The sequence below is a fragment of the Actinoallomurus sp. NBC_01490 genome (assembly GCF_036227085.1).
Classification (GTDB): Bacteria; Actinomycetota; Actinomycetes; order Streptosporangiales; family Streptosporangiaceae; genus Actinoallomurus; species Actinoallomurus oryzae.
The window spans coordinates 3,008,722-3,031,264 of sequence record NZ_CP109433.1; the positions used below are offsets into that span (position 1 = coordinate 3,008,722).

22 protein-coding genes, 2 tRNA genes and 1 pseudogene are annotated in these 22,543 nt (G+C 69.6%); 14 read left to right on the forward strand and 11 right to left on the reverse strand.

All coding sequences use genetic code 11. The features are described 5' to 3' along the window. Nucleotides 1-18 precede the first annotated feature (18 nt). Genes OG417_RS14475 through OG417_RS14490 form a run of 4 tightly spaced genes read right to left on the reverse strand, consistent with a single transcriptional unit; the run spans nt 19 to nt 3,783 of the window. On the reverse strand, nt 19-579 hold the full coding sequence (locus OG417_RS14475) for a hypothetical protein (protein ID WP_329255570.1): 561 nt from the start codon (nt 577-579) through the stop codon (nt 19-21). Between the two features lie 17 nt (nt 580-596). After that, nucleotides 597-1,880: an ABC transporter permease gene (locus OG417_RS14480; RefSeq protein WP_329255573.1), complete on the reverse strand. Its 1,284-nt coding sequence runs from the start codon at nt 1,878-1,880 to the stop codon at nt 597-599. Beyond that, a complete protein-coding gene (locus tag OG417_RS14485; RefSeq protein ID WP_329255576.1) occupies nt 1,877-2,617 on the reverse strand; it encodes an ABC transporter ATP-binding protein in 741 nt (246 codons plus the stop codon). Before OG417_RS14485 ends, OG417_RS14480 begins: the two co-directional genes overlap by 4 nt. After that, nucleotides 2,614-3,783 (reverse strand): efflux RND transporter periplasmic adaptor subunit, encoded by a 1,170-nt coding sequence (locus OG417_RS14490; RefSeq protein ID WP_329255579.1) that lies wholly within the window; start codon nt 3,781-3,783, stop codon nt 2,614-2,616. The genes OG417_RS14485 and OG417_RS14490 overlap by 4 nt, the downstream gene beginning before the upstream one ends. A gap of 139 nt (nt 3,784-3,922) precedes the next feature. On the opposite strand from OG417_RS14490, the gene OG417_RS14495 reads away from it, so the two are divergent. After that, nucleotides 3,923-5,080, forward strand: coding sequence for an RNA-guided endonuclease InsQ/TnpB family protein (locus tag OG417_RS14495; RefSeq protein ID WP_329255582.1), 1,158 nt, complete (start codon nt 3,923-3,925; stop codon nt 5,078-5,080). Here OG417_RS14495 and OG417_RS14500 read toward each other — a convergent pair. Both OG417_RS14500 and pepN read right to left on the reverse strand, forming a co-directional pair. Then, nucleotides 5,077-6,096, reverse strand: coding sequence for a hypothetical protein (locus OG417_RS14500; RefSeq protein ID WP_329255585.1), 1,020 nt, complete (start codon nt 6,094-6,096; stop codon nt 5,077-5,079). The two genes, OG417_RS14495 and OG417_RS14500, sit on opposite strands and share 4 nt — an antisense overlap. 50 nt (nt 6,097-6,146) lie before the next feature. Next, nucleotides 6,147-8,678: an aminopeptidase N gene (gene pepN / locus OG417_RS14505; RefSeq protein WP_329255588.1), complete on the reverse strand. Its 2,532-nt coding sequence runs from the start codon at nt 8,676-8,678 to the stop codon at nt 6,147-6,149. Between the two features lie 217 nt (nt 8,679-8,895). Here pepN and OG417_RS14510 point away from each other — a divergent pair, with 217 nt between their 5' ends. The 3 genes from OG417_RS14510 to OG417_RS14520 all read left to right on the forward strand — a co-directional run bounded on the left by OG417_RS14510 (nt 8,896) and on the right by OG417_RS14520 (nt 11,546). Continuing rightward, the gene (locus tag OG417_RS14510; protein WP_329255597.1) at nt 8,896-9,510 is read left to right on the forward strand and encodes a DsbA family protein; all 615 of its coding nucleotides are present in this window, start codon (nt 8,896-8,898) and stop codon (nt 9,508-9,510) included. Nucleotides 9,511-9,623: 113 nt separating this feature from the next. Next, nucleotides 9,624-11,033 carry an aldehyde dehydrogenase family protein gene (locus OG417_RS14515; protein ID WP_329255600.1) on the forward strand — a complete coding sequence of 470 codons (1,410 nt, stop codon included), beginning with the start codon at nt 9,624-9,626 and terminating at the stop codon, nt 11,031-11,033. 48 nt (nt 11,034-11,081) lie between these two features. Then, a complete protein-coding gene (locus OG417_RS14520) occupies nt 11,082-11,546 on the forward strand; it encodes a ribose-5-phosphate isomerase (protein WP_329255603.1) in 465 nt (154 codons plus the stop codon). An 8-nt stretch (nt 11,547-11,554) separates the two neighbouring features. Here OG417_RS14520 and OG417_RS14525 read toward each other — a convergent pair whose 3' ends face one another. Beyond that, nucleotides 11,555-11,752 carry a hypothetical protein gene (locus OG417_RS14525; RefSeq protein WP_329255605.1) on the reverse strand — a complete coding sequence of 66 codons (198 nt, stop codon included), beginning with the start codon at nt 11,750-11,752 and terminating at the stop codon, nt 11,555-11,557. A gap of 252 nt (nt 11,753-12,004) precedes the next feature. Here OG417_RS14525 and OG417_RS14530 point away from each other — a divergent pair, with 252 nt between their 5' ends. The 3 genes and pseudogenes from OG417_RS14530 to OG417_RS54305 all read left to right on the forward strand — a co-directional run. Further along, a complete protein-coding gene (locus tag OG417_RS14530; protein WP_329255609.1) occupies nt 12,005-13,123 on the forward strand; it encodes a PP2C family protein-serine/threonine phosphatase in 1,119 nt (372 codons plus the stop codon). A gap of 108 nt (nt 13,124-13,231) precedes the next feature. Then, on the forward strand, nt 13,232-13,729 hold the full coding sequence (locus OG417_RS14535) for a GNAT family N-acetyltransferase (protein WP_329255614.1): 498 nt from the start codon (nt 13,232-13,234) through the stop codon (nt 13,727-13,729). A gap of 188 nt (nt 13,730-13,917) precedes the next feature. Beyond that, a pseudogene (locus tag OG417_RS54305) lies at nt 13,918-14,001 on the forward strand (hypothetical protein); the annotation flags it as partial. A 338-nt stretch (nt 14,002-14,339) separates the two neighbouring features. Here the strand turns inward: OG417_RS54305 and OG417_RS14540 are convergent. Together OG417_RS14540 and OG417_RS14545 are read right to left on the reverse strand one after the other, a co-directional pair. After that, entirely contained in the window at nt 14,340-14,666 is a 327-nt protein-coding gene (locus OG417_RS14540; protein ID WP_329255617.1) for a hypothetical protein, read from the reverse strand. A 483-nt stretch (nt 14,667-15,149) separates the two neighbouring features. Next, a complete protein-coding gene (locus tag OG417_RS14545; protein WP_329255620.1) occupies nt 15,150-15,422 on the reverse strand; it encodes a hypothetical protein in 273 nt (90 codons plus the stop codon). Between the two features lie 53 nt (nt 15,423-15,475). On the opposite strand from OG417_RS14545, the gene OG417_RS54310 reads away from it, so the two are divergent. From OG417_RS54310 to OG417_RS14565, 4 genes are all read left to right on the forward strand, one after another. After that, the gene (locus tag OG417_RS54310) at nt 15,476-15,724 is read left to right on the forward strand and encodes a methyltransferase domain-containing protein (RefSeq protein WP_442875748.1); all 249 of its coding nucleotides are present in this window, start codon (nt 15,476-15,478) and stop codon (nt 15,722-15,724) included. Between the two features lie 93 nt (nt 15,725-15,817). Further along, a complete protein-coding gene (locus OG417_RS14555) occupies nt 15,818-16,603 on the forward strand; it encodes an alpha/beta fold hydrolase (protein ID WP_329255626.1) in 786 nt (261 codons plus the stop codon). A 565-nt stretch (nt 16,604-17,168) separates the two neighbouring features. Beyond that, nucleotides 17,169-17,402 carry a hypothetical protein gene (locus OG417_RS14560; RefSeq protein WP_329255629.1) on the forward strand — a complete coding sequence of 78 codons (234 nt, stop codon included), beginning with the start codon at nt 17,169-17,171 and terminating at the stop codon, nt 17,400-17,402. 314 nt (nt 17,403-17,716) lie between these two features. Continuing rightward, complete coding sequence (locus OG417_RS14565; RefSeq protein WP_329255632.1) at nt 17,717-18,259, forward strand: RDD family protein; 543 nt, start codon at nt 17,717-17,719, stop codon at nt 18,257-18,259. A gap of 700 nt (nt 18,260-18,959) precedes the next feature. Here OG417_RS14565 and OG417_RS14570 read toward each other — a convergent pair. Next, nucleotides 18,960-19,030 (reverse strand) — tRNA-Gly (locus OG417_RS14570). Between the two features lie 158 nt (nt 19,031-19,188). On the opposite strand from OG417_RS14570, the gene OG417_RS14575 reads away from it, so the two are divergent. Then, nucleotides 19,189-19,262: transfer RNA gene (locus tag OG417_RS14575), tRNA-Pro, on the forward strand. A 189-nt stretch (nt 19,263-19,451) separates the two neighbouring features. Here OG417_RS14575 and OG417_RS14580 read toward each other — a convergent pair. After that, nucleotides 19,452-19,844: a pyridoxamine 5'-phosphate oxidase family protein gene (locus tag OG417_RS14580; protein ID WP_329255635.1), complete on the reverse strand. Its 393-nt coding sequence runs from the start codon at nt 19,842-19,844 to the stop codon at nt 19,452-19,454. 450 nt (nt 19,845-20,294) lie between these two features. Here OG417_RS14580 and tig point away from each other — a divergent pair, with 450 nt between their 5' ends. Beyond that, entirely contained in the window at nt 20,295-21,728 is a 1,434-nt protein-coding gene (gene tig / locus OG417_RS14585; protein WP_329255638.1) for a trigger factor, read from the forward strand. Nucleotides 21,729-21,903: 175 nt separating this feature from the next. Beyond that, nucleotides 21,904-22,542, forward strand: coding sequence for an ATP-dependent Clp protease proteolytic subunit (locus tag OG417_RS14590; RefSeq protein WP_329255642.1), 639 nt, complete (start codon nt 21,904-21,906; stop codon nt 22,540-22,542). Nucleotide 22,543: the final 1 nt, after the last annotated feature.

Here is a 22,543-nt window from a genome sequence, read left to right on the forward strand (position 1 = left end):
CTGATTGGATCGGGTACGTCAGCGGCCGGAGGCCCGGCCCTGGCTGACGGAGGTCGCGGTGACCGTGCCGTCCTCGGCCTGGTCACCTCGCACGACGACGCTGGTTCCGGCCTTGAGATCCGTGGCCGAACCGCTGCGGAGCACGCTGACGTCGGTGGTGCCGGTCACCGTGACCTTGACGACGTCGCCGTTCGCCGTCCGGACGTAGAGGGTCCGGCCGGAGATCTTCTGCACCGTTCCGGTGGTCACGCCGGCCGCCGGGGAGGCGCCCGGAGCGGCGCTCCCCGCCTGCCCGGTGCCCCGGGCGCCGCTCTGGCGCGGCGGCGTGCCGCCCGCCGCGCCCTGCGCGGTGGGCGCGGCGCTCTGGTGCGCGACGTGCCGGTCCACCTGGGCGCCGACGACGAACCCGGCGGCGACCAGCACGCCCGCGCCGAGGACGGTGGTCAGCCCCGGCCGCCTGCGGACGCGTGGCGCCCTCGCCAGCTCCTCGGCCAGGTCGTCGTCGAACGGTGGTTCGGAGAGCTCCTCGCTCTTCCCGGCCGGTGCGCGTCCGGCGGCGCGTCGTCTGCGGGGGCTCATCTTCTCTCTCCTCGCGCTCATCGGTGTCGCAGCGCCTCGATGGGGCGCAGCTTCGCGGCACGGCCGGCGGGATAGCCGCCGAAGAACAGGCCGATCGCCACGGACACGGCCAGGGCCAGGGCGATCGACGAGGGCACCAGCACGGGCTTCACGCCGGCGATGGGGAACAGGCTCGCGAGGACCCCGATGGCCACCCCCGACAGGCCGCCGAGCAGGCTGAGCACGGTCGCCTCGGCGACGAACTGGCCGAGGATCGCGCCCCGCGGCGCTCCGATGGCCTTGCGGATGCCGATCTCGCGCGTCCGCTCGGTGACGGTGACCAGCATGATGTTGGTGATGCCGATCCCGCCGACGAGCAGGCTGATCGCGGCGACCGCGCCGAGGAGCACGGTGAAGGTCTTGCTGGAGTCGCTCACCGCCGACTGCAGGCTCGCCTGGCTCTGGATCTGGAAGTCGGCCGTGTTGGACCCGGAGATGCCGTGCCGCTGGTCGAGGATGCCGGTGACCTCGCTCTGCGCCTCGTCGGTGACCTTGGCGCTCCGGGCCTCCACGACGATGTCGCTCAGCCCGCCGAACCCGGTGAGGTTCTCCTGGACGACGGGCAGCGGGGCGATCGCGACGTCGTCGGCGTCCTGCATGTCCGACGACCCCGACTCCTCCAGGACCCCGACGACGGTGAAGAGCGCGCCGCCGACGTTGATCTGCTTGTTCAGCGGATCGACGGTGCCGAAGAGGTCCTCGGCCACCGTGGTCCCGATCACCACGACCTCGCGGTCGCCCGTCACGTCGTCGTTCGTGAACGCCGTCCCCCGGTCGACGACCTTGTCGGCGGCGGAGAAGTAGGCCGGATACGTGCCGACGAACTGGCTGATCGCGTGGCTCGTGCCCGCGTACGTCGTCGTCACCGACGAGGAGGTCACGACCGGCGAGGCGCTCTTGACCGCGGGCGCGTTGACCGGGTCGACCAGGGCCTTGGCGTCGTCCACCGTGAGGTCGTGGGCCTGGGTCCGCGGGCCGCTGCTCTGCCCGCCGGCGGCGGCCCCGCCGAACCCGCCGCCCCCGCCGCCGGGTCCGCCCATGCCGCCGCGCCGGCCCGCGGAGGTCGACGGCGTGACGGTCAGGGAGTTGGCGCCGAGCCGGGAGATGCTGTCCTTGATCTGCTGGGACGAGCCGTTCCCCACCGCGACCAGGACGATCACGGCCGCGACGCCGATGAGGATGCCGAGCATGGTCAGCGCGCTGCGCAGCTTGTTGGACGTCAGGCCGCGCACGGCGAACCGCAGGATCTCCCAGGGGTTCACCGGACGCCGCCCGCCACCCGGGCCGCGGCGGGCGGCGGCCCGTCCACGGCCGCCTGCCGGCGATCGTCGATGACGCGCCCGTCGACCAGGCGGATCACGCGCTTGGCCCGTGCGGCGACCTCGTCCTCGTGGGTGATCAACACGATCGTGCGCCCGGACGTGCTGAGCCCGTCCAGGATGTCCAGGACGTCCTCGGTGGACCGCGTGTCCAGGTTGCCGGTCGGCTCGTCGGCCAGGACGAGCGCCGGAGCGGTGACCAGCGCGCGGGCCACGGCGACCCGCTGCTGCTGGCCGCCGGACAGCTCGTTCGGCTCGTGCCCCATCCGGTCGCCGAGCCCGACCTGGCGCAGCGCGGCCTCGGCCCGCCGCCGGCGCCGCGACGGCCGTACGCCGCCGTACGCCAGGGGCAATTCGACGTTCGCCAGCGCCGACATCCGGGGGATCAGGTTGAAGGACTGGAAGATGAAACCGATCTTGCGGTTGCGCAGGATCGACAGCCGGCGTTCGTCGAGCGCCCCGACGTCGGTGCCGTCGAGCAGGTAACGGCCGTCGCTGGGCACGTCGAGGCAGCCCAGGATGTTCATGAGCGTCGACTTGCCGGAGCCGGACGCTCCCATGATGGCGACGTAGTCGGACCGCTCGACGCGCAGCGAGACGCCCCGCAGGGCGTGGACGGCCGTGTCGCCCGCGCCGTAGACCTTGGTCACCTCGCGCACGTCCAGGACCGGCGCCGTCACGGCCGCCCTCCGCCGCCGATGCCGCCACCGGGGCCGCCGATGCCACCGCCCCCGCCGCCGGGGAACCCGCCGGAGGAGCCGCTGCCGCCGCTGCTGCTCGTCGTGGTGATCACGACCTCGTCGCCCTCGTTCAGCCCCGACTTGATCTCCGTCCCCTGGTCGCCGGAGACACCGATCCGCACCTGCTCGACGACCTGCTTCCCGCCCTGCTGGACGGTCACGGTGCTCTGTCCGCCGGCCGTCTTCACCGCGGCCGCCGGCACGTACAGCACGTTCTCCGCCGAGGCCGTGGTGACCCGCACGGTCGCGGTCTGGCCGAGCCGCAGGGACGACGGCGGGTCGGTCAGCTCCACGGTGGCGCCGTACTGGACCACGTTGTCGCTCGTCGTCGGCGACATGTCGATCTGGGTGACCTCGCCGGTGGCCGTCACGCCGGTGAGCGCGTCGAAGGAGACCGTCGCGGACTGGCCGGTCTTCAGCTTGGTCGCGTCCGACTCGGTGAACTCCCCGGCGACCTCCAGCCGGCTGGGGTCGGCCAGCTCGATGAACCCCGAAGAGCTCGACGCGTCACTGCCGGAGGACGCGGACGAGCCCGACGCGCCGGTGGAGCCCTGCCCGGACGAGGAGGAACCGGACGAGGAGGAGCCCGAGCCGCTGGAGGAGCCGCCGACGGTGCCGTTGACCGCGACGATCGTCCCGCCGAAGGGCGCGACGATCCTGGTGCCCTCGAGCGCCCGTACGGCCTGCTCGTAGGAGTTCTTCGCCGAGACGTACTGGGAGTGGCCCGAGGCGCTGGAGGTGTCGCCGGACTCGGCGGCGGCCAGGCTCGCCTTGGCCGACGTGACGTTCTCCTCGGCCGCGGTCCGGTCGAGCCGGGCCAGCACCTTGCCCTTCTCGACCTTGTCGCCGGCCGCCACGTAGATCTTGGTGACGGTGCCGGACGTGCCGAAGGTGAGCGACCGCGTACGGGAACTGGCGACCGAGCCGGAGGCGGACACCGATGACACGACGTTGCCGCGCGCGACCCGCGCGGTGCGGGTGGAGGACGCGCCGGCCGCGTCGTTCCCATCGCTGAGCGAGAGATATCCGACGCCGATCCCGACGGCCAGCAGTACGGCGAGCGCACCGTTGAGCAGGAGAACGCGGCGTCTCAGCAGACGTTTCACCCGGCCTAATCTGGAGACGTTCGATGGGACCAGGCTGATGTGACCATGAGAAATAGATGAGTGGCGTTTCAACGAGTCCACGCGAGGAGTCCCGATCGGGAGGAATCCCGTCCAGAGAGTGCCGCGTAGCCGTGTGGCAGTGGTCCGCAACGTCGCCGCGAACCATGCCTCTCGTCGCGCTTTCGGTGCCGGCGTCACGGGGAAGATGTCTTTGCAGCGCGTGGTTTATGGCGAGTTGAAGCAGTTGGGGTTGTCGGCTCAGCCGGCGATCCACGTGGTTCGGAAGGTTGCGGGGGCTTATGCGGCGTTGAAGGCGAATCTGAAGGCGGGGAACTACGGGCCCGAAGGCTCCAAGCGGCGCGCCAAAGCCGAGAGTACGCCGATCCGGTTCCGTAAGGACGCCGCCCAGCCGTTCGATGATCGTTGCTTGTCCTGGCAGCTCGATGCCCGCACGGTATCGATCTGGACCGTCCACGGTCGGTCAGGCCGTATCGGATTCCAGTGCTCCCCAGAACAGATGAAGCTCCTAAGCGAATTTCGGCGCGGTGAGTCGGATCTGGTGTTCCGAGGCGGAAACTGGTACCTGTACGCGACCTGCGACATCCCCGAACCCGACACACGCGAGCCCAAGGAGGGGTTCCTCGGCGTCGACCTGGGCATCGCGAACATCGCCGTCACCTCTGAGGGCACCGTCCACGCCGGCAAGCATTTGAACCGGGTCCGGCACCGCAACCGCCGCCTCCGCAAGCGCCTGCAGAAAAAGGGCACCAAGTCCGCGAAGCGCCTGTTGCGGAAACTGTCGGGCCGGGAAGCGCGTTTCGCGGCCGACACCAACCATTGCATCTCCAAGAAGCTGGTGACCGAGGCTGAACGCACCTGTCGCGGCATCGCCCTGGAAGACCTGGGCGGTATCCGCGACAGGGTACGGCTCCGCAAGCCCCAGCGGGTCACCCTGCACTCTTGGGGCTTCGCCCAGCTCGGCAGCTACATCGCCTACAAAGCGGCCCGTGCCGGGATTCCGGTGGTATTCGTGGACCCTCGCTACACCTCCCAGGGCTGCAGCGCGTGCGGCCACATCAGTAAGAAGAACCGGCCGAACCAGGCCACCTTCGCCTGCATGTCGTGCGGCTTCGCTGAGCCATTTTCACCGAAGTGCGGAGCGGACGACGCCGACGCCGTGGCGGAGCACGGCGCGCCGTTCGGTCGAGGCGCGTGGCCTGGTCGTCCGGTCGATCGCCGTATCGGCCGCCTTGGTGAGGGCGCGCGGCATTGGTCAGACGCTAATGAAAAAACCTAACTCTGCAGGATGGCGACCAGGTGGTCGGAGAGGTCGCGCAGCAGCGTGTCGGGGACGATCTCCTGCCCGGCCGCGACGGAGAAGAGCTCCGGCAGGCCCGGCAGGGGATAGTCGGCGACGTCGCCCACCACGCGCCCGCCCAGGGACAGCCGGCCCACCGAGGTGCGGGTGCGCGTCCAGGCGTCGGAGACCTCGTCCGGGTTGGGCACGCCGAAGCCGTGGCCGACGGGCGCCGCGTGCCGGAGGCGCACGAGAGCGCCGTCGGCGAACTCCTGCGCCACCCGGCAGCGCTCGGACAGGGCGGACAGCACCTCCGGGTTCAGGCGCGTGACGACGTCGCAGGGCGTGCGGCACGACACCGCGCAGGTGCACAGCGCCGAGGCGACCGTGCTGTGCTGGCGGTCGAGGTAGTTGCGCCAGCCCGGCCCCGGCTCGCGGGCGACCCGCAGGGCGCGCTCGGCGGCCGACTGCTGCGGCCGGGTCAGCGAGCAGTCGCGTGGCCGGGTGGCCCCGCCGGGCACGCCGAACCGGCTGCCCGGGCCCGACACCGACTCCGGCAGCAGCGCCGGGTCGCCGGCGTGCCCGAGCACCGGCTGCCAGGCGAGCAGCGGGAGGTATTCGGACGCGATGTGCACGGCGGCCACGAGCGGTGCCATCTCGCGGCGGTGCCAGCGCGCCTCGATCACCTCCAGCAGGAGGCCGTACGCGGGGCGCAGCGTGCGCAGCGCCCCGCGGGAACGTTCCTTCGCCGACTGCGGCATCCGGCTGGCGCGGGCGCGGGCCAGCAGGTGCTCCGGCACGCTGTACTCGTCGACCTCCGGGTCGCCGGTGCGCTCGGGCATGCCGAAGTCCTCGGCGTCCAGGTCGATCAGTCGCTGACCGAACGAGCACAGCAGCCGCGCCTCGGCCGCGACGCACGACGGCAGCCTCGCCACCCCGGCCTCGCAGAGCGCGGCCAGGTCGCCGAAGGCGTACCGCCGGGCGAGCGTCGTCAGAACATCGCGGGCGGTTTCCACCCGTTCACTCTGTCATGACGAACCGTGGCACAGCCGCATCAACCCGGTGATCAGCGTGCGGAACGGTCCTTCTCCTGGGCCCGGATCGCGCGGGCGACGCCGTCGCGGCCCTCAACGAGCAGCCGCCGCAGCGCCGGCGGGGGGTTCTGCTCGTCGAGGTAGGCGGTGGTGCGCTCGATCGTGCTCTGCTCGGTCACCAGGAACGGGTAGGCGTGCTCGGCGAACGTGCTGGACATGTCGCTGGACCACTCCGACCAGACCCGCCCGACCTCGGCGAAGTACTTCTCGACGTACGGCTCCACCAGCAAGGTGTCGTCCACGTCGAACATCCCGCCGAGCGTGGCGCGGAAGACGGCGTTGGGCAGGTCGCCGGCGGTGATGCGGTCCCAGGCGGCGGCCTTGGCCTCCGCGGTCGGGATCGCCGCCCGGTCGCCCGCCGCGTGGCGCTCGCCGGCGGCGGTCGGGTCGCGCTGGAGCTCGGCGGCGATCTCCGCCTCGCCGGCGGCGCCGCGTACGACGAGCCGCCGCAGCAGCCCCCAGCGCAGGTCGGTGTCGATCACCAGCCCGTCGAGGGTGACCGAGCCGTCGAGCAGCCCGCGGACGTAGTCGAGGTGCTCGGCCGAGGTCGCGACGGCCACGAACGCCTGCGCGTAGGTGAGCTGCCGGTCCGAGCCGGGCTCGGCCTCGAGCATCAGCTCGTGCAGCGCGTCCGCCTGCAGGCCGAAGCCGGTCGCGCGCCACTCCGGGTCGGCGTACTGCCGCGTCGCCGTGCGGGCCTGCCGCAGCAGCGACTGGGCGACGGAGACGTCGGTGACGCCGCGGATGCCGGACAGCACGAGGCGTACGTAGTCGCGCGCGGCCACCTCGGCGTCGCGGCACATGTCCCAGGCGGCGGACCAGCACAGCGCGCGGGGCAGCCCGTCGGTGATCTCGCCGATGCCGTCGATGAGCGTGCGCATCGAGTGGTCGTCGAGCCGGATCTTGGCGTAGGTCAGGTCGTCGTCGTTGACCAGCACGAGGTCGGGGCGGGCCTCACCGACCAGCTCCGGCACGTCGGTGCGGGCGCCGACCACGTCGAGCTCGACGCGCCTGCGCCGCACGATGCCCTCGGGCGTGCGGTCGTACAGGCCCACGGCCACGCGGTGCGAGCGCAGCGTGGGGTGCTCCGCCGGGGCCTCCTGCAGCACGGCGAAGGAGGTGAAGGCGCCGTCGTCGCCGACCTCGTACGCGGGGCGCAGCGTGTTGACGCCGGCCGTCTCCAGCCACTCCTTGGACCAGGACGTCAGGTCGCGGCCGGAGGTCTCCTCGAGCGCGTCGAGCAGGTCCGACAGCGAGGTGTTGCCCCACGCGTGCCGGTCGAAGTAGCTGCGGACGCCGCTGATGAAGTTGTCGCGGCCGACGTAGGCGACGAGCTGCTTGAGCACGCTCGCGCCCTTGGCGTACGTGATGCCGTCGAAGTTGACCTCGACCGCCCGGATGTCGGGGATGTCGGCCGAGATCGGGTGCGTCGACGGGAGCTGGTCCTGCCGGTACGCCCAGGTCTTCCACAGGTTCGCGAACGTGGTCCACGCGCCGGTCCACTGGGTGGCCTCGGCCTCGCACAGCACGCTCATGTAGGTGGCGAACGACTCGTTGAGCCACAGGTCGTCCCACCAGCGCATGGTGACGAGGTCGCCGAACCACATGTGCGCCATCTCGTGCAGGATCGTCTCGGCGCGGCGCTCGTACGCGGCGTCGGTGACCCGGGACCGGAAGACGTAGTCCTCCAGGAACGTCACGCAGCCGGCGTTCTCCATCGCGCCCGCGTTGAACTCCGGCACGAAGAGCTGGTCGTACTTGTCGAAGGGGTACGGCCGGGCGAAGGTCTTGCGGAAGAAGTCGAAGCCCTGCTTGGTGACCTCGAAGATCGCGTCGGCGTCGAAGTACTCGGCCAGGCTGGCCCGGCAGTACGCGCCGAGCGGAATCACCTGATCGTCCTGCCGGTACTCGTCGCGCACGACGTGGTACGGCCCGGCGACGAGCGCGGTGATGTAGGGCGAGATGCCCGGCGTGGCCGGGAAGTGCCAGCGGCCGCCTTCGGAGCGGTCGGGCGCGTTGTTGGTGATCACCTGCCAGTCCTCCGGCGCGGTGACGCTGAGCTCGAAGCGCGCCTTGAGGTCGGGCTGGTCGAAGCAGGTGTACATCCGGTGCGCGTCGCAGGTCTCGAACTGCGTGTAGAGGTAGACCTTGTGGTCGACCGGGTCGACGAACCGGTGCAGCCCCTCGCCGGTGCGGGAGTAGGCGGCGTCGGCGACGACCCGCAGTTCGTTGGAGGCGGCGAGCCGGGGGAGCGGGATGCGTCCCTTCTCGGCGTCGTAGGAGCCCGGATCGAGGCTCTGCCCGTTGAGCGTGATCTCGCGGACCTTCGCGCCGTGGAGATCGACGAACGTCGAGCCGCCGGGCTCCGCGCAGCCGAACCTGATCGTGGTGTCCGAGACGAACGTCTCCGAACCCGTCGTCAGGTCGAGATCGACGTTGTACGACTCGACGGTGAGCAGCCGGGCGCGGTCACGCGCCTCGTCGCGCGTCAGGTTGCCAGCCAAGTGAACTCCTCGCCTCAAGTGCATGAATGCGACGTCATTGTCCATCCCACCGTACGGCGCCCCCGCGGGCGCACGAAACGGCACGCCGTCACACCATCTAACCCGCCAAGCGGGGATCTTGGTCCAAACTCTCAGCAAACCCTAAGGTTGGAATGCTTCGGAGAGCACGCCGGTTGGCCCCCGTACAAGAAGACGTACGAATGCTGTGGAGGTTGCGGTGGCCGATGCCGTACGCACGCCGGTCGACTTCTGGTTCGACCCCAGGTGCCCCTGGGCCTGGATCACCTCGCGGTGGATCATCGAAGCGGAGAAACTCCGCCCGATCGAGGTCCGCTGGCACGTCATGAGCCTGTCGGTGCTGAATGAGGGGCGGGACCTGCCGGAGAACTACCAGAAGATGATGGCCGAGGCGTGGGGTCCGGTGCGCGTCTGCATCGCCGCCCAGGAGAAGTACGGCCCGGAGGTGCTCGGCAAGCTCTACACCGAGCTGGGCACGCGCTTCCACAACCAGAAGCTCGCGCAGAGCCGCGAGGTGATCGAGGACGCCCTGGAGGCGGCGGGCCTCGACCGCGAGCTGGCGGACGCCGCCGACACCGACGCCTACGACACCGCGCTGCGCGCCTCGCACAAGGACGGCATGGACCGGGTCGGCTACGAGGTCGGCACTCCGGTGATCTCGGTGGAGGGCGCGTCGTTCTTCGGCCCCGTCGTGTCGCCGATCCCGCGCGGTGAGGCCGCCGCGAAGCTGTGGGACGGCGTACGCCTCGTCGCCGGCACCGACGGCTTCTTCGAGCTCAAGCGCAGCCGCACCCGCGACCCGATCTTCGACTGACGGACCCGGCGGGCGCCGGAGGCCCCTCCGGCGCCCGCCGGGCTTCCAGACCGCGATCGCACCATTAACCCGTGTGGGTGGTCCCCGTACGTTCACCGGGGAAGGATGAACCCATGCGTGATGTGATCTATGCGGGCGGCTCGTGGGCGGACTCCTCGGCTTCGGACACCATCGACGTCGTCAATCCAGCGACCGAGGAGACGATCGACCGGGTCCCCGCGGGCACGGCCGCCGACGTCGACCGCGCGGTGGCCGAGGCGCGCCGCGCCCTGCCCGCCTGGGAGGCGACCCCGCCCGCCGAGCGTGCCGCCCTCCTGCGGGCGGTCCTCGACGGCATCACCGCCCGCCAGGAGCATCTCGCCACGCTCATCGCCACCGACCTGGGCGCGCCGTACCAGGTCGCGCTGAAGATCCACGTCGGCACGCCGATCGCCGTGCTGAGCGGCATCCTCGACATCCTCGACGGCTACGACTTCGCCGGCGAGCGCTGCGGCAACTCCCTCATCGTGCGCGAGCCCGTCGGCGTGGTCGGCGCGATCACGCCGTGGAACTACCCGCTGCACCAGGTCGTCGCCAAGGTCGCGCCCGCGCTCGCGGCCGGCTGCACGGTCGTGCTCAAGCCGAGCGAGGTCGCCCCGCTCGCCGCGTACGCCCTGGCCGACATCATCGACGAGGCCGGCCTGCCGCCGGGCGTCTTCAACCTCGTCTCCGGGTACGGCCCGGTCGTCGGTGAGGCGATCGCCGCGCACGAGGGCGTCGACATGGTCTCCTTCACCGGCTCGACCCGCGCGGGCCGGCGGGTGGCGGCGCTGGCCGCCGACTCGGTCAAACGCGTCGCGCTCGAACTCGGCGGCAAGTCGCCGAACCTCATCCTCGCCGACGCCGACCTGCCGCTCGCGGTCAAGGTCGGCGTCGCCAAGGCGTACGTCAACGCCGGCCAGACCTGCAACGCGCTCACCCGCATGCTCGTGCCCGCCTCCCGCTACGACGAGGCCGTGGAGCTCGCCGTGAAGGCGGCCGAGCGTTACACGCCGGGCGACCCGTTCGCCGAGGAGACCCGGCTCGGCCCCCTCGTCTCACGCACCCAGCTCGACCGCGTGCGCGGCTACGTCGACCGCGGGATCGCCGAGGGCGCGCGGCTCGTCACCGGCGGCACCGAGACCACGCTGAGCCGCGGCTACTACATCCTGCCGACCGTCTTCGCCGACGTCACGCCGTCCATGACCATCGCCCGCGAGGAGATCTTCGGGCCGGTCCTGTCCGTCATGGCCTACGACTCCGAGGACGAGGGCGTCCGCATCGCCAACGACACCCCGTACGGCCTGGCCGCCGCGGTCTGGTCGGCGGACCGGGACCGCGCGATCGCGGTCGGACGGCGGCTCAAGGCCGGCCAGGTCGAGATCAACGGCGGCCGGTTCAACCCGCTCGCGCCGTTCGGCGGCTACAAGCAGTCCGGCGTCGGCCGCGAACTGGGCGTGCACGGGCTGGAGGAGTTCTGCGAGATCAAATCGCTCCAGCTTTGACCTGGTCCCGTGCGCGTCGTCCGAAGCGCACCTGACAGACTCTGCGGCATGCACGTCTATCTCGGTTCCGACCACGCGGGCTTCGAGCTGAAGCGGCACCTCGTCGAGTGGCTGACCGCCCAGGGCCACACGGCCTTCGACTGCGGCCCGGAAGAGTACGACGGCGAGGACGACTACCCGCCGTACGTCCTGCTCGCCGCGGCCCGCACGGTGGAGGACCCGGGCGCGCTGGGCATCGTCATCGGCGGCTCGGGCAACGGCGAGGCCATCGCGGCGAACAAGGTCAGGGGCGTACGCGCGGCGCTGGCGTGGAGCGAGGAGACCGCACGTCTGGCGCGCGAGCACAACGACGCGAACGTCATCAGCGTCGGCGCCCGCATGCACACGCTGGAGGAGGCGACCCGGTTCGTCGAGATCTTCCTCACCACGCCGTTCTCGGGCGCCGAACGACACGCCCGGCGCATCGCGATGCTGGCCGCGTACGAACGGACCGGAGAGATTCCCGCGCCCTGAGAGCCCGGTCAGTTCGTCTTGGCGGCGCGGCGCTTGGCGAGCCGGCGCTTCTCGGCGCGGCGGAGCCGGGTGGGCTGGGACGTGGGCTCCGGGGGCTCGGCCGTCGGAGCCGCCGCGGGCAGGGGCGCCTCGTCCTGCGGCCGGATGCGCGAGACGTCGCGGGCCCGCATCGCCGCGTCGACCGTGACACGCATCCCCTGACCCATCGCTGCCTCCATCGCCTCGTCCGAGCGCCTGTCCGACGGGGCCCATCGCGGGCGAGACGTACGGAACAGGTCCTAATGATCTCCCCGGGGCGGCTCGGGTGAAACCCCGCGGCGCGGCGTACGGGGTGCCGAGACCGGGCGGTTACGGCTCTTCGGCCGGATTCGGCCACTACATTTCGGGCGGTCTTGATTTGGGTAAGGTGTGCCGCCTTCCAGCGAGGACACGGCGATGCTCGGTACAGTGCCCGCATCATGCTTAGCCGCCTCGTGCACCTGCTGCCGCCGAGAGTCCGCGCCTTCCTGCGCCGGATCCCCGTGCTCGTGTGGCTCTACCGGTGGGCGCGGCGGGGGCATCTCACCAGTGACCGAAATGCCCTGATAGGCCTGATCGTCATCACCGCGGCGCTCGCGATCTCCGCGCCCGTGTCGCAGACGTGGTTCTCCCCGAGCGGGGTGGTCCTCACCGTCCTCGCCGGCGGTCTGACCCTGCGCGTACGCGGCCTCGGCGTGCTGCTCGGCGTGGTCGCGGCGGCCCTGGCGTACGACGCCGTCGCCGTCGGCTTCCACAAGGTCGGGCCCGGCGTCATGGCGACGACCGTCGTCACCGCGATCCTGGCCATCGTGCTGGCCCGCAGCCGCCAGCAGATCGGCGTCAAGGGGCTGCGCGGCGAGCAGATGCTGCTCGAACTGCGCGACCGCCTCCGCCGCCACGGCGAGATGCCCGAGCTGCCGAAGGGCTGGGACGCCAAGGTCGTGCTGCTGCAGGCCGGCGGCTCGTCCTTCGGCGGCGACTTCGTCGTGTCGGTGTGCGACGGCAAGAAACTCGAGGTGGCGCTCGTCGACGTGTCCGGAAAGGGAGTCGACGCCGGCACGCGGGCGCTCATGCTGTCGGGCGCGTTCGGCGGCCTGCTCGGCTCGGTCGAGCCCGACCGCTTCCTCCCAGCGTGCAACGACTATCTCCACCGGCAGCGCTGGGACGAGGGGTTCGTCACCGCCGTGCACCTGGTCATCGACCTGACCACGGGGGAGTACACCGTCGAGTCCGCCGGTCACCCGCCGGCCGTGCAGTTCGACGCGGGCAGCGGCACCTGGCGGGTCAGCACCGCCAAGGGCATCGTCCTCGGCGTCGTACCCCAGATGAGCGCCCTTCCCGAACAGGGCACGCTCCGCCCCGGCGACGCGCTCATGTTCTACACCGACGGATTGGTCGAGGCGCCCGGCCGCGACCTCGACGCGGGCATCGACCGGCTGGTCGGCGAGGCCGAGCGCCTGGTCCCCCAGGGCTTCCACGAGGGGGCGGAGGAGCTCGTCGCGGAGATGGCGGCCGCGCGCGACGACGACTGCGCGCTGGTGCTGATCTGGCGTAAGTGAGAGCCCGCGCGGATCGGGACCGCGCCACCGCGCGCCGCTGTCCACGCGGGCTCAAGGTGACGCTCGTGTCGGCGAGCGTGGCGATCACATACCTGGCAGGCTGATCTCATGAGCACTGTCACGTTGCGGCCGATCGACGAGGAGCTCCTGCCGCGGGTACTCGAGGCGGCCGTGGGCGGCGCGGATCCGGCCGAGGCCATGCCTCCCGTTCCGGGCCCACCCGGGTGGACCCCCGAACGCCGCGCCGCGTTCGGCGACTTCCACCGTACGGTCGCCGGCACCACGTACGCCGTCATGACCGGCGGGGAGGTCATCGGTGCGACACGGCTCACCCCGGCCGAGGCCCCCGGCGCGGCCGAGATCGGCATCTGGCTGACCCGCGAGGCCCGCGGAAAGGGACACGGCGTGGAGGCCCTGCACCTGCTGATCGAGGAGGCCCGCGCGCGGGGAACGACGGCCCTGATCGCCGAGACCGACGCCGCCAACGCCCCCGCCGTCGGCCTCCTGCGCACGCTGGGCGCCAAACTGTGGGAGGACCCGGACACGGGCGCGGTCCACGCCACCCTCCGCGTCGGCGACTCGATCGAACACGGCATCGGCCGCTGACCGGCCGTCGCCCGTGGCCCCGGGACGGCGTGTACCGGTCGCGGTTCGAGACCGGCACGGGAAACGGGGGCTGACCGCCCACCCCGGCGGCGACCGGTGGCGGTGGGAGAGTCGGATCTCCGCCGGGCCTCTGACGACGGCCGGCGACGGGCCGGCCCAAGTACGGATCACTGAACTTCCGTCGGCGCCTGGCCGGGGGCTCACCGTGCTTCGGCTCGGCCCACCTGCGGCCGGCCGCCCGCACGCTGAGCCGCACCACGTTCTGCTACCCGGGCAGTGTGTTCGAGCCCCGGGACTTCGGCGCGGCGGCGAAACTGTCGGCGCTGGTCGCGCTCGCCGAGGCGGACGACAAGGACCCGCTCGTCGACTACATCGAGGCCCACCGGAGTGGTCGACCTCCGCCGAGACGTCGAAGCCCTCGTCCTCGACCCGTGCTACCGCGACACCCCGACAGCGACCGCGGCGCGGAGGCCGCCCTGCCCGATCGAGTGGCACGGCTGCTTCGCCCTGACCACGGCCGAACCGCGCCGCCACCCCGAGTACCGAGGCCCCGAGTACGCGGACCTCGGCGTATCCCTACTCGGCTGTCCGCACTGGCGAGACCTGACGGTCAGTCGAGTGCTGAGACGAACCGTTGGGCTTCGGCCTGCGTCAGGCCCGTCTCCGTGCAGACGAGAAGCTGCGCTTCGACGGAACGGCCGTCACGCCGCAGCCGGCGAACGCGGTCGGCAAGGGTTTCGCCGCTGCTCTCCGGGTCGCTGCTCTCCAGGTCGTGCCCGAAGACCCGCCCGAGAACCCCGGCCGATCCAGCCGATGGGGCTTTCGGCAAGGCGCCATGGCTGCTCTTGACGATCGCCAGTACAGCGCACAACACGGGAACCACGACAAGAACGCCCAGAAGGCTGAGCGCGAGCCATGAATCAGGGGGCTGTCCCATGGCCAGACCATACACTCGCCCTTCCGCGGCGAGAACCGATGCGATGGACGGACATCGGCGAACGCCCACGGGCATGGAAGCGAGAACAGGCCCGATGAAGATCGAAGGCCCAGGTCCCGGAGCACCGGTCGACCTGGGCCTTTGTCGTGGGAGCGGGCGACGGGAATCGAACCCGCGTAGCCAGTTCGGAAGTAGAGGCGCATCTCTGCGCGATTACCTGGGCGTTCGCTGACCTGCGGTGGCGCAGACCCGTCGCAGTCATTCCCCGTGACTCCTGCCGGTCGGTCTGGCACAGATCTGGCACGGTCCGGGATCGCTAGGCCTTGAGCTTTCACGGGTCCACGCCCCACTGCCGGCCTCTCGACTCCCCGATGTCCGCACAGAGCCTCTCAATTTTGCGCAGGTCAGAAATCCCTCCCGGAACTCCGACAGGCACTCACGGACTCGAGTGGCGGGCCGCGATGGTTCCGGGACGGTCGTGTTCTATATGGAGACCGAAAGGGTGATCATCTGTGTCAGATCGGCGTCCGCGCCCTCCGAGACGGCCGGTGACTCTCCGACGTCCGCACCGTGGCGTGGCAGGGCGTGCTGGGTGGGGCTCGGCCTGATCGGTTTCGGGCTCGCGCTGATCCCGTGGCTGTTCGTCCTGGCCGTCGGGCTCCCCGCCAGCACGACCGCCGCGCACTGGTCGACCGCGTGGGTGGGGCTGGACGGCCTGGAGGCGCTCGGCCTGATCGCGACGGGAGTGCTGCTCAACCGGAGACGCCCGCGAGCTCCCGTTCGGCGACGCTATATTCGACGCCGCGTACCTGGTCACGGCGCTCGGCGAAATCCCCGACCCGGGCCAGGCGCTGCGCGAGGCCGCCCGGGTGCTGACCCCCGGGGGACGGCTCGTGGTCGGGGAATTCTTCGACCGGCACTGGATCCCGTTCGGCCGGCTGCATCGCCTCGCCCACGCGTGCGGCATGTACCTGGACGTACGCCGCGGCATGACCTTCGCCTACCTCGCACGCTTCCGGCCGTATGCGCGGACAGGCCTAGAAAGCGCCGCAACGTGACGACCCTGCCGGGCGGTGACTCAGCGGCGTTGGTCGATAGGACCATTAAGGAGCCCGTTCTTCCACCTGAAGCGAAAGGACTTTCGCTATTTAATGCCACTCGCTTACGAATCTGGCGGCGACGGGCCTGTACTGGTCTTGATTCACGGGCTGGGGCATCACCGTCACGCCTGGGATCCACTGCTGCCGACACTCACCCGGCATCGTCGGGTAATTACCGTAGACCTTCCTGGCCATGGCCAGTCCGCCGCACTGGCGCTCGAGAGCGCCGTCGATCTAGCTGACTTGCTGGCCCCGCTGCGGCAGCTGTTCACCGAGCTTGGACTGGAGCGCCCACATGTCGCCGGCAACTCGCTGGGCGGACTGCTCGCTCTAGAACTGGCACGCCATGGCGAGGTGCGCTCGGCGACTGCACTAGCACCGGCCGGATTTTGGGAAAATGAGGCCAAGTTCCGTGCGGTGCGGCGGAAGCTGAGGCGAATGCGCGCCACCGGACGCCTCCTTTCACCACTGGCCCCGGTGATCTGTCGATCCGCTATCGGGCGCAGTCTCGCCTTCGCTCCGGTATGCGCCCGGCCCTGGTGTTTGAGCCCGCAATCGGCGCTGCGAGACGCCGCGGCTTTTCAGAGCTGCACGCACTTCGACGCCATCCTTGAGAACGGGACCAGTTACCAGGCCAACCCTCAACCAGAGGTGCCAGTGACCATCGCGTGGGGGCGCCGCGACTTCATACTCCCCGCCCGACAAGCCCGCATCGCCAGGGAAAGGCTGCCGCTCGCACGGCATGTCATCCTGAACGGCTGCGGCCACGTGCCGATGATTGACAACCCACACCAAGTCACCACTCTTCTCCTGGAAGGCTCGCACGAAGGCTCGTAACAACCGACGGTGCCGGGAACCTCAGAGGGTGTTTTGCGGGTTGATACCCCGTTCTTCGCTTGCGTTGCCGCAGGTGAGCATGTCCACGGCCTGTCGGCGACGCACCTCCCGTGAGTGTGGCCGCAAGCCCTGGAGCCCTTTGCCGGAGACGCTCACGTAGATCGATTTCGTGCGCGCAGGTCGGGGGGGTCCGGCTGCCCGAACCATCAACCGACATTCGGTGGCATTGGCGGGCAATAGCTCGCAAAACGCCCTCTCGGGCAGGCGGTCGATCCAGGGTGTTCGTCGGCCGAAGGGAGGCACACCCCGCCGCAGCAACTTCAACCGGATCTGGAAGCGCGCTCTGCGGGACGCTGGCGCTAACCCGGACCTGAACCTGATGATCGAAGGGAGGCTCACTCTGCCATCACCGGACGGCACCGGCGGGCCGTCGGGAACCCGTCCGGCGGCTTAGTCACTTCTCTCAGGTTGCCTTCCCAGCGAATGCCGCCAACAGGTCATTGCCGTGGCGGGCGCCAAGGCCCTCACACGTGCATCCACGGACAACTTAATGAAGGAGCCTCTCATGGCCGACAAGAAGAACACGACGGACTTCGTGTCCGTCGAGACCGACGACGGCATTGTCGAGGTCCCGCTGAGCTCCACCGAGACCAGCTCCACCGAGACCAGCAACTCCATACTGGTCAAGACCGACGACGGGATCGTCGAGGTCCCGCTGTCGTGGCTCGGCAGAGCTGCTAACGGGCCGCCCATGGCCTACTGGCCCCTTCCCCGAGGCTTCGGGGAAGGGGCTCTCTAGATCTTGTCTCGATCTGACACGAAGGCTTAAGAAGACCTGACGAAGACCGAAGGCCCAGGTCCCGGATTGCCGGTCCACCTGGGCCCTCATCGTGGGAGCGGGCGACGGGAATCGAACCCGCGTAGCCAGTTTGGAAGTAGAGCGGCGGACGGGAAGCTCTCTCCCGCAGCTCCGCGAGAACCCTCATCGTTCGCGTCGGGGTTTCCCGGAGCCCGGAGTCCCCTCCCGGAGGTTCGTTGCGGAGCCCGTCTGCCGTGGGGGCAGCCCTGTGATAGTGCTTGGCCATCTGGTTGCAAGACGTCACTGTCCTCGTCATGGCAACGAAGATCAAACGGGCGAGCGGCACGCGGCGCCTGATGGCTTACATCATCGACGGCTTTACCCTTTGGCTGCTGTTTTGGGTGTTCGTGAAGGTCTTCTTCACTGAGCCGGGGAACGGGTACGACAGGAACAAGCTATCGATTACAGCGTTCGTTCTCGCCGTTGTTTATCACTGGCTGTTCACTGGCTTGTGGGGTCAGACAGTCGGGAAGATGGCGCTGGGCATCCAGATCATCAGTAGGGACTTCAATCAGATCGGACTTGGGAGGGCGGCATGGCGGCTGGCGTTCACCTGGGTCCTCTCGTTCGTCACCGTTGGAGTCGGTGCGCTGATCGACGTGGCTTGGTTGCTGTGGGATCGCGACAGGCAGACGCTGCATGACAAGGCTGCTCGCACCTTGGTTGTCGAAGTGGGCTACGGCAACCCTGACCCGTATGGCTACCTGAACCGGAACCGGGCTAGACGCTCAGTTACGCGGGCTCGTTCAGTTCGGCCGGACCATCCTGGCGGCGGCGCGCCTCGTGACGACACCTGAGGACACGCAAGGCCCCTGCTCTATGACGCAGCGCTGCCCTCGCGTCCGTTTCCTGGACTCGAATACGCGCATAGTACGCAGGGCGGCGCGCGGGCATTCCTATCTCCGCGTCTTCGCGATGATCTGCCATGCTGTAGACGAGATAACCGCCCAACGCGGATATCGGTGCTGGAGGTACGGCATGCTCACCACTGTTCTCATCGTCGGTTTAGTCGTAGTCGGCTTGCTTGGCGGTCTGTTGGTGCTTCGATCTCGCAGCGGGCGGAACGGGTCTTCGGCGCTGCCCCCGTTGGATCCACACACTCACGCGCGGGACAACACCGACCCAGCGCGAGCGGTCGATCAACTGCGAAGCCAGGGGAATGCGGGAGGTATTGGAGGGGTGATCTAAGGGCGACGGATTGCCCGGTCCACACGGCGGCCCAGCGACCGAGTCGTACGGTGGCGGCGCGGGGCTGACGACGGCGCTGTAGAGCGTCTACGGCGGGGCGCGTAGTACGGCGGGCCGTCCGACCGGCACGGCCGTACGGACCGGCGCCCACGCCGCACGCTCGTAGGGCGTGCCGGAGCGGGGCGGGACGACGGCGGGACGCGCCGCCGCTTGATCTGGCACGAATCTGGCACGAACGCTCAAGAGGACCGGTTAACGATCGAAGGCTCAGGCTCCGGAACGCCGGATGACCTGGGCCTTTAGTGTGGGAGCGGGCGACGGGAATCGAACCCGCGTAGCCAGTTTGGAAGACTGGGGCTCTACCATTGAGCTACGCCCGCGTGGCCGTCGAGACCCCGGCCGGACGACCGGACCCAAGACGTCACCCGCGTAGCGTACCGGTTCCCGGCACCACGGCGCGCACCCCACGGGCATGATCGGCGACGCCGGTTAATGTGACCCTCTACCGGTACGAGCCGGGCTACACTCAACTCGTTCACGGGCTGTAGCGCAGTTTGGTAGCGCACCGCGTTTGGGTCGCGGGGGCCGCCGGTTCAAATCCGGCCAGCCCGACGAGGCGGCTACGCATGCTCGCCGCTGGGGCGGCTTCGCTCTGGCCCGCGATTTTGCCCGGGGGGACGACCCCCCGGAGCCCCCCGGTGTTCGCTCGCCTTCGGCTTTGCTCACCTCTCTCGGCTCGCGGCTTCGGCTCTCGCCTCTCGGCTCTCGGCTCTTGGCTCTCGGCTCTTGGCTCTCGGCTTCTCACTCTGGGCTCTCTGCTGGCAGGGGGTTATGGGGTTCTTTTGGGGGGTGGGTGGGGAGGCGGCGGCCGGAGATTAGTTCTGGGGTTATGGCTAGGTGGTCTTCTTTGGGGTGTAGGTGGGCGTGGCCGATGATCACTACGGACCAGCCGGCGGTGGCTTCGTGGTTGAAGTGGTCGATTTCGAAGGCGACCACGGTGTTCTGGGTGGCGGTGGCCAGTTTCGAGTCGGCTGAGGTCAGGATCATGACCTCGCCGTCGGACATGACGAAGTTGACCGGCTGGACGGCGGGGAGTGCTCGGTCGGTGTAGACGATTCGGCCGAGGGGGACGCTCGCGAGCAGTTCACGGCATTCCCGCTCGGTCAGTATCGTCAAGCCTTCCGCGTCGTACACGAGGTGTCTCCCGTGCTCGGTGCACGGTGGGGGTTCGGGTGGAGACGGTCTCTCGGCCGGTCTGGTTCGTACGCTAACGAGGATCAACTCGGTGGCGGCGGTCCGAAGCGCCCCGGTTGCAGGGACCAAGGTCCCCGCATCTCCGCCGGTCACCCTCACCTCTTCGACCACCGAGGTCACGCGGCTGCGCCGGCCGGACACCACCCCTCGCCGAACAGTCCGCCGGGTGGCGCTCGTAGAGTCGGTGGAGGAGGCCGGAGACGCCCTTTCGCAACACTTGGCGACGCATTGCCGCCCCAACTGTCCGCGCGCGGCCCGGAACACCATAGACTTGGCGCGCGAAGGCGCGGTGACGCACTTCGACGTGCCCGCGTCCCGGCTGAAAACGCAGCCGCCCACGACATCCAACGTGAAATCCGTGCCGCGGCCGGATCAAGGAGACCGCCCAAAGTGAAGACCGATGTGGAGGAGCTGAGCCCGACGCGGGTCAAGCTCACCGTCGAGGTTCCCTTCGACGAGCTGAAGCCCAACCTCGACAAGGCGTACAAGGAGATCTCGCAGCAGGTGCGCCTCAAGGGGTTCCGCCCTGGCAAGGTGCCGGCGCGCCTGATCGACCAGTACGTCGGACGGGGCGCGGTCCTGCAGGAGGCGGTCAACGACGCGCTCCCCGGCCTGTACGGTCGCGCCGTCGAGGAGAGCGAGGTCTTCGCGCTCGGCCAGCCCGACGTGGAGATCACCGAGCTGGAGGACAACCAGCAGTTCGCGTTCACCGCCGAGGTCGACATCCGGCCCAAGTTCGAGGTGCCCGACTACGACGGCCTGGAGATCACGGTCGACTCGGCCGAGGTGACCGACGAGGAGGTCGAGGAGACCCTCTCCAACCTGCGCGAGCGGTTCGCGACGCTGACCAACGCCGACCGGGCGGCGGAGGAGGGCGACTTCGTCTCGATCGACCTCGCCGCGACCGTCGACGGCGAGGACGTCGAGGACGCCCGTACGAGCGGCTACTCCTACGAGGTCGGCAGCCGCAGCTCGGTCGAGGGCCTCGACGACCAGCTCGTCGGCATGAACGCCGGTGACTCCAAGACCTTCACCACCACCCTGGTGGGCGGTGACCACGAGGGCCAGGAGGCCGAGGTCACCGTCACCGTGCACAGCGTGAAGATCAAGGAGCTGCCCGACCTCGACGACGAGTTCGCCCAGCTCGGCAGCGAGTTCGACACGATCGAGGAGCTGCGCGAGGACGTCCGCAAGCGTCTCGCCGACCAGAAGCTCCACCAGCAGCTCGGCCAGGCGCGTGACAAGGCCCTCGAAGCGCTCATGGAAAAGCTCGAGATCCCGCTCCCGGAGAGCGTGATCGAGAACGAGATCCAGCGCCGCAACGAGCAGCTCGACCAGCAGCTCCAGATGTACGGCATGAGCCGTGACAAGTACCTCGAGGACCAGGAGAAGTCCGCCGAGGAGTACGACGAGGAGCTCAAGGACGGCGCCCGCGACGCGGTCAAGGGCGGCTTCATCCTCGACCAGCTCGCCCTGCAGGAGAAGCTGACCGTCGAGAACGAGGAGCTGACCGACTACGTCGTCCGCAACGCCATGTCGATGGGCGTGCAGCCGGACGTCCTGGCCAAGCACCTGACCGAGAACAACCAGATCCCGGCCGTGGTCTCGGAGGTGCTGCGCTCCAAGGCCCTCAACCTCGTCGTCGAGCACGTCAAGGCCACCGACGACAAGGGTGCCGAGGTCGACATCGCGGCCATGCTGCGGCACGAGGCCGGTGAGGACGAGGAGCACGCCGAGACCCCCGCGACCGCCGAGGCCGAGACGGCCGAGGCCGCCGAGACGGCGGAGACCGGAGAGGCCGCCGACGACAAGGCCGACGCTTGATCGTTCCGCGACCTGACGGGCCGGCGCATCGCGCGCCGGCCCGTTCGCGTCTTCGGGGCCGGCCCACCTTCCACGCCGACAGCGAACAAGCCTCCCTCGCGGCCAAAGCCCTCGCCGCAGCGCGTTAATGTCGCAAGCAACCGACCACGACCACGATTCCGGAGCAGGTGACGCAGTGACCACGCCTCCGACCTTCGAACCGCCGGCGCCCGTGCGGGCGCGCACGGCCGAGGCGCCCCTCCTGCCGTTGGGCGACCAGCTTTACCAGCGTCTGCTGCGCGAGCGGATCGTCTTCCTCGGGCAGCAGGTCGACGACGACATTTCCAACCGCATCTGTTCGGAGCTGCTGCTTCTCGCGGCGGAGGACTCCCGGCGGGACATCTACCTCTACATCAACTCGCCGGGCGGCTCCGTGACCGCCGGTATGGCGATCTACGACATGATGCAGTACGTCCCGAACGACATCGCGACGGTCGGCATGGGCCTGGCCGCGTCGATGGGGCAGTTCCTGCTCTGCGCCGGCACGGCCGGCAAGCGCTACGCCCTGCCGCACGCGCGGATCATGATGCACCAGCCGTCCGGCGGCATCGGGGGCACGGCGTCCGACATCAAGATCCTCGCCGAGCAGATGCTGTACGTGAAGCAGACGCTCGCCGAGCGGATCGCCTTCCACACCGGCCAGTCGCTCGAGCAGATCCAGACCGACTCCGACCGCGACCGCTGGTTCACCGCCGACGAGGCCAAGGACTACGGGTTCATCGACCACGTCGTGCACAACGCCAACCAGGTCACCTCAGAGGGTGCGGTTTCATGAA

What these genes read in the sequence shown, in the direction of transcription:
- OG417_RS14475 (WP_329255570.1), bottom strand. Translation starts at nt 579, where the DNA reads ATGAGCCCCCGCAGACGACGCGCCGCCGGACGCGCACCGGCCGGGAAG.
- OG417_RS14515 (WP_329255600.1), top strand. Translation starts at nt 9,624, where the DNA reads ATGCGTGATGTGATCTATGCGGGCGGCTCGTGGGCGGACTCCTCGGCT.
- OG417_RS14520 (WP_329255603.1), top strand. Translation starts at nt 11,082, where the DNA reads ATGCACGTCTATCTCGGTTCCGACCACGCGGGCTTCGAGCTGAAGCGG.
- OG417_RS14525 (WP_329255605.1), bottom strand. Translation starts at nt 11,752, where the DNA reads ATGGGTCAGGGGATGCGTGTCACGGTCGACGCGGCGATGCGGGCCCGC.
- OG417_RS14530 (WP_329255609.1), top strand. Translation starts at nt 12,005, where the DNA reads ATGCTTAGCCGCCTCGTGCACCTGCTGCCGCCGAGAGTCCGCGCCTTC.
- OG417_RS14535 (WP_329255614.1), top strand. Translation starts at nt 13,232, where the DNA reads ATGAGCACTGTCACGTTGCGGCCGATCGACGAGGAGCTCCTGCCGCGG.
- OG417_RS14540 (WP_329255617.1), bottom strand. Translation starts at nt 14,666, where the DNA reads ATGGGACAGCCCCCTGATTCATGGCTCGCGCTCAGCCTTCTGGGCGTT.
- OG417_RS14555 (WP_329255626.1), top strand. Translation starts at nt 15,818, where the DNA reads ATGCCACTCGCTTACGAATCTGGCGGCGACGGGCCTGTACTGGTCTTG.
- OG417_RS14560 (WP_329255629.1), top strand. Translation starts at nt 17,169, where the DNA reads ATGGCCGACAAGAAGAACACGACGGACTTCGTGTCCGTCGAGACCGAC.
- OG417_RS14565 (WP_329255632.1), top strand. Translation starts at nt 17,717, where the DNA reads ATGGCAACGAAGATCAAACGGGCGAGCGGCACGCGGCGCCTGATGGCT.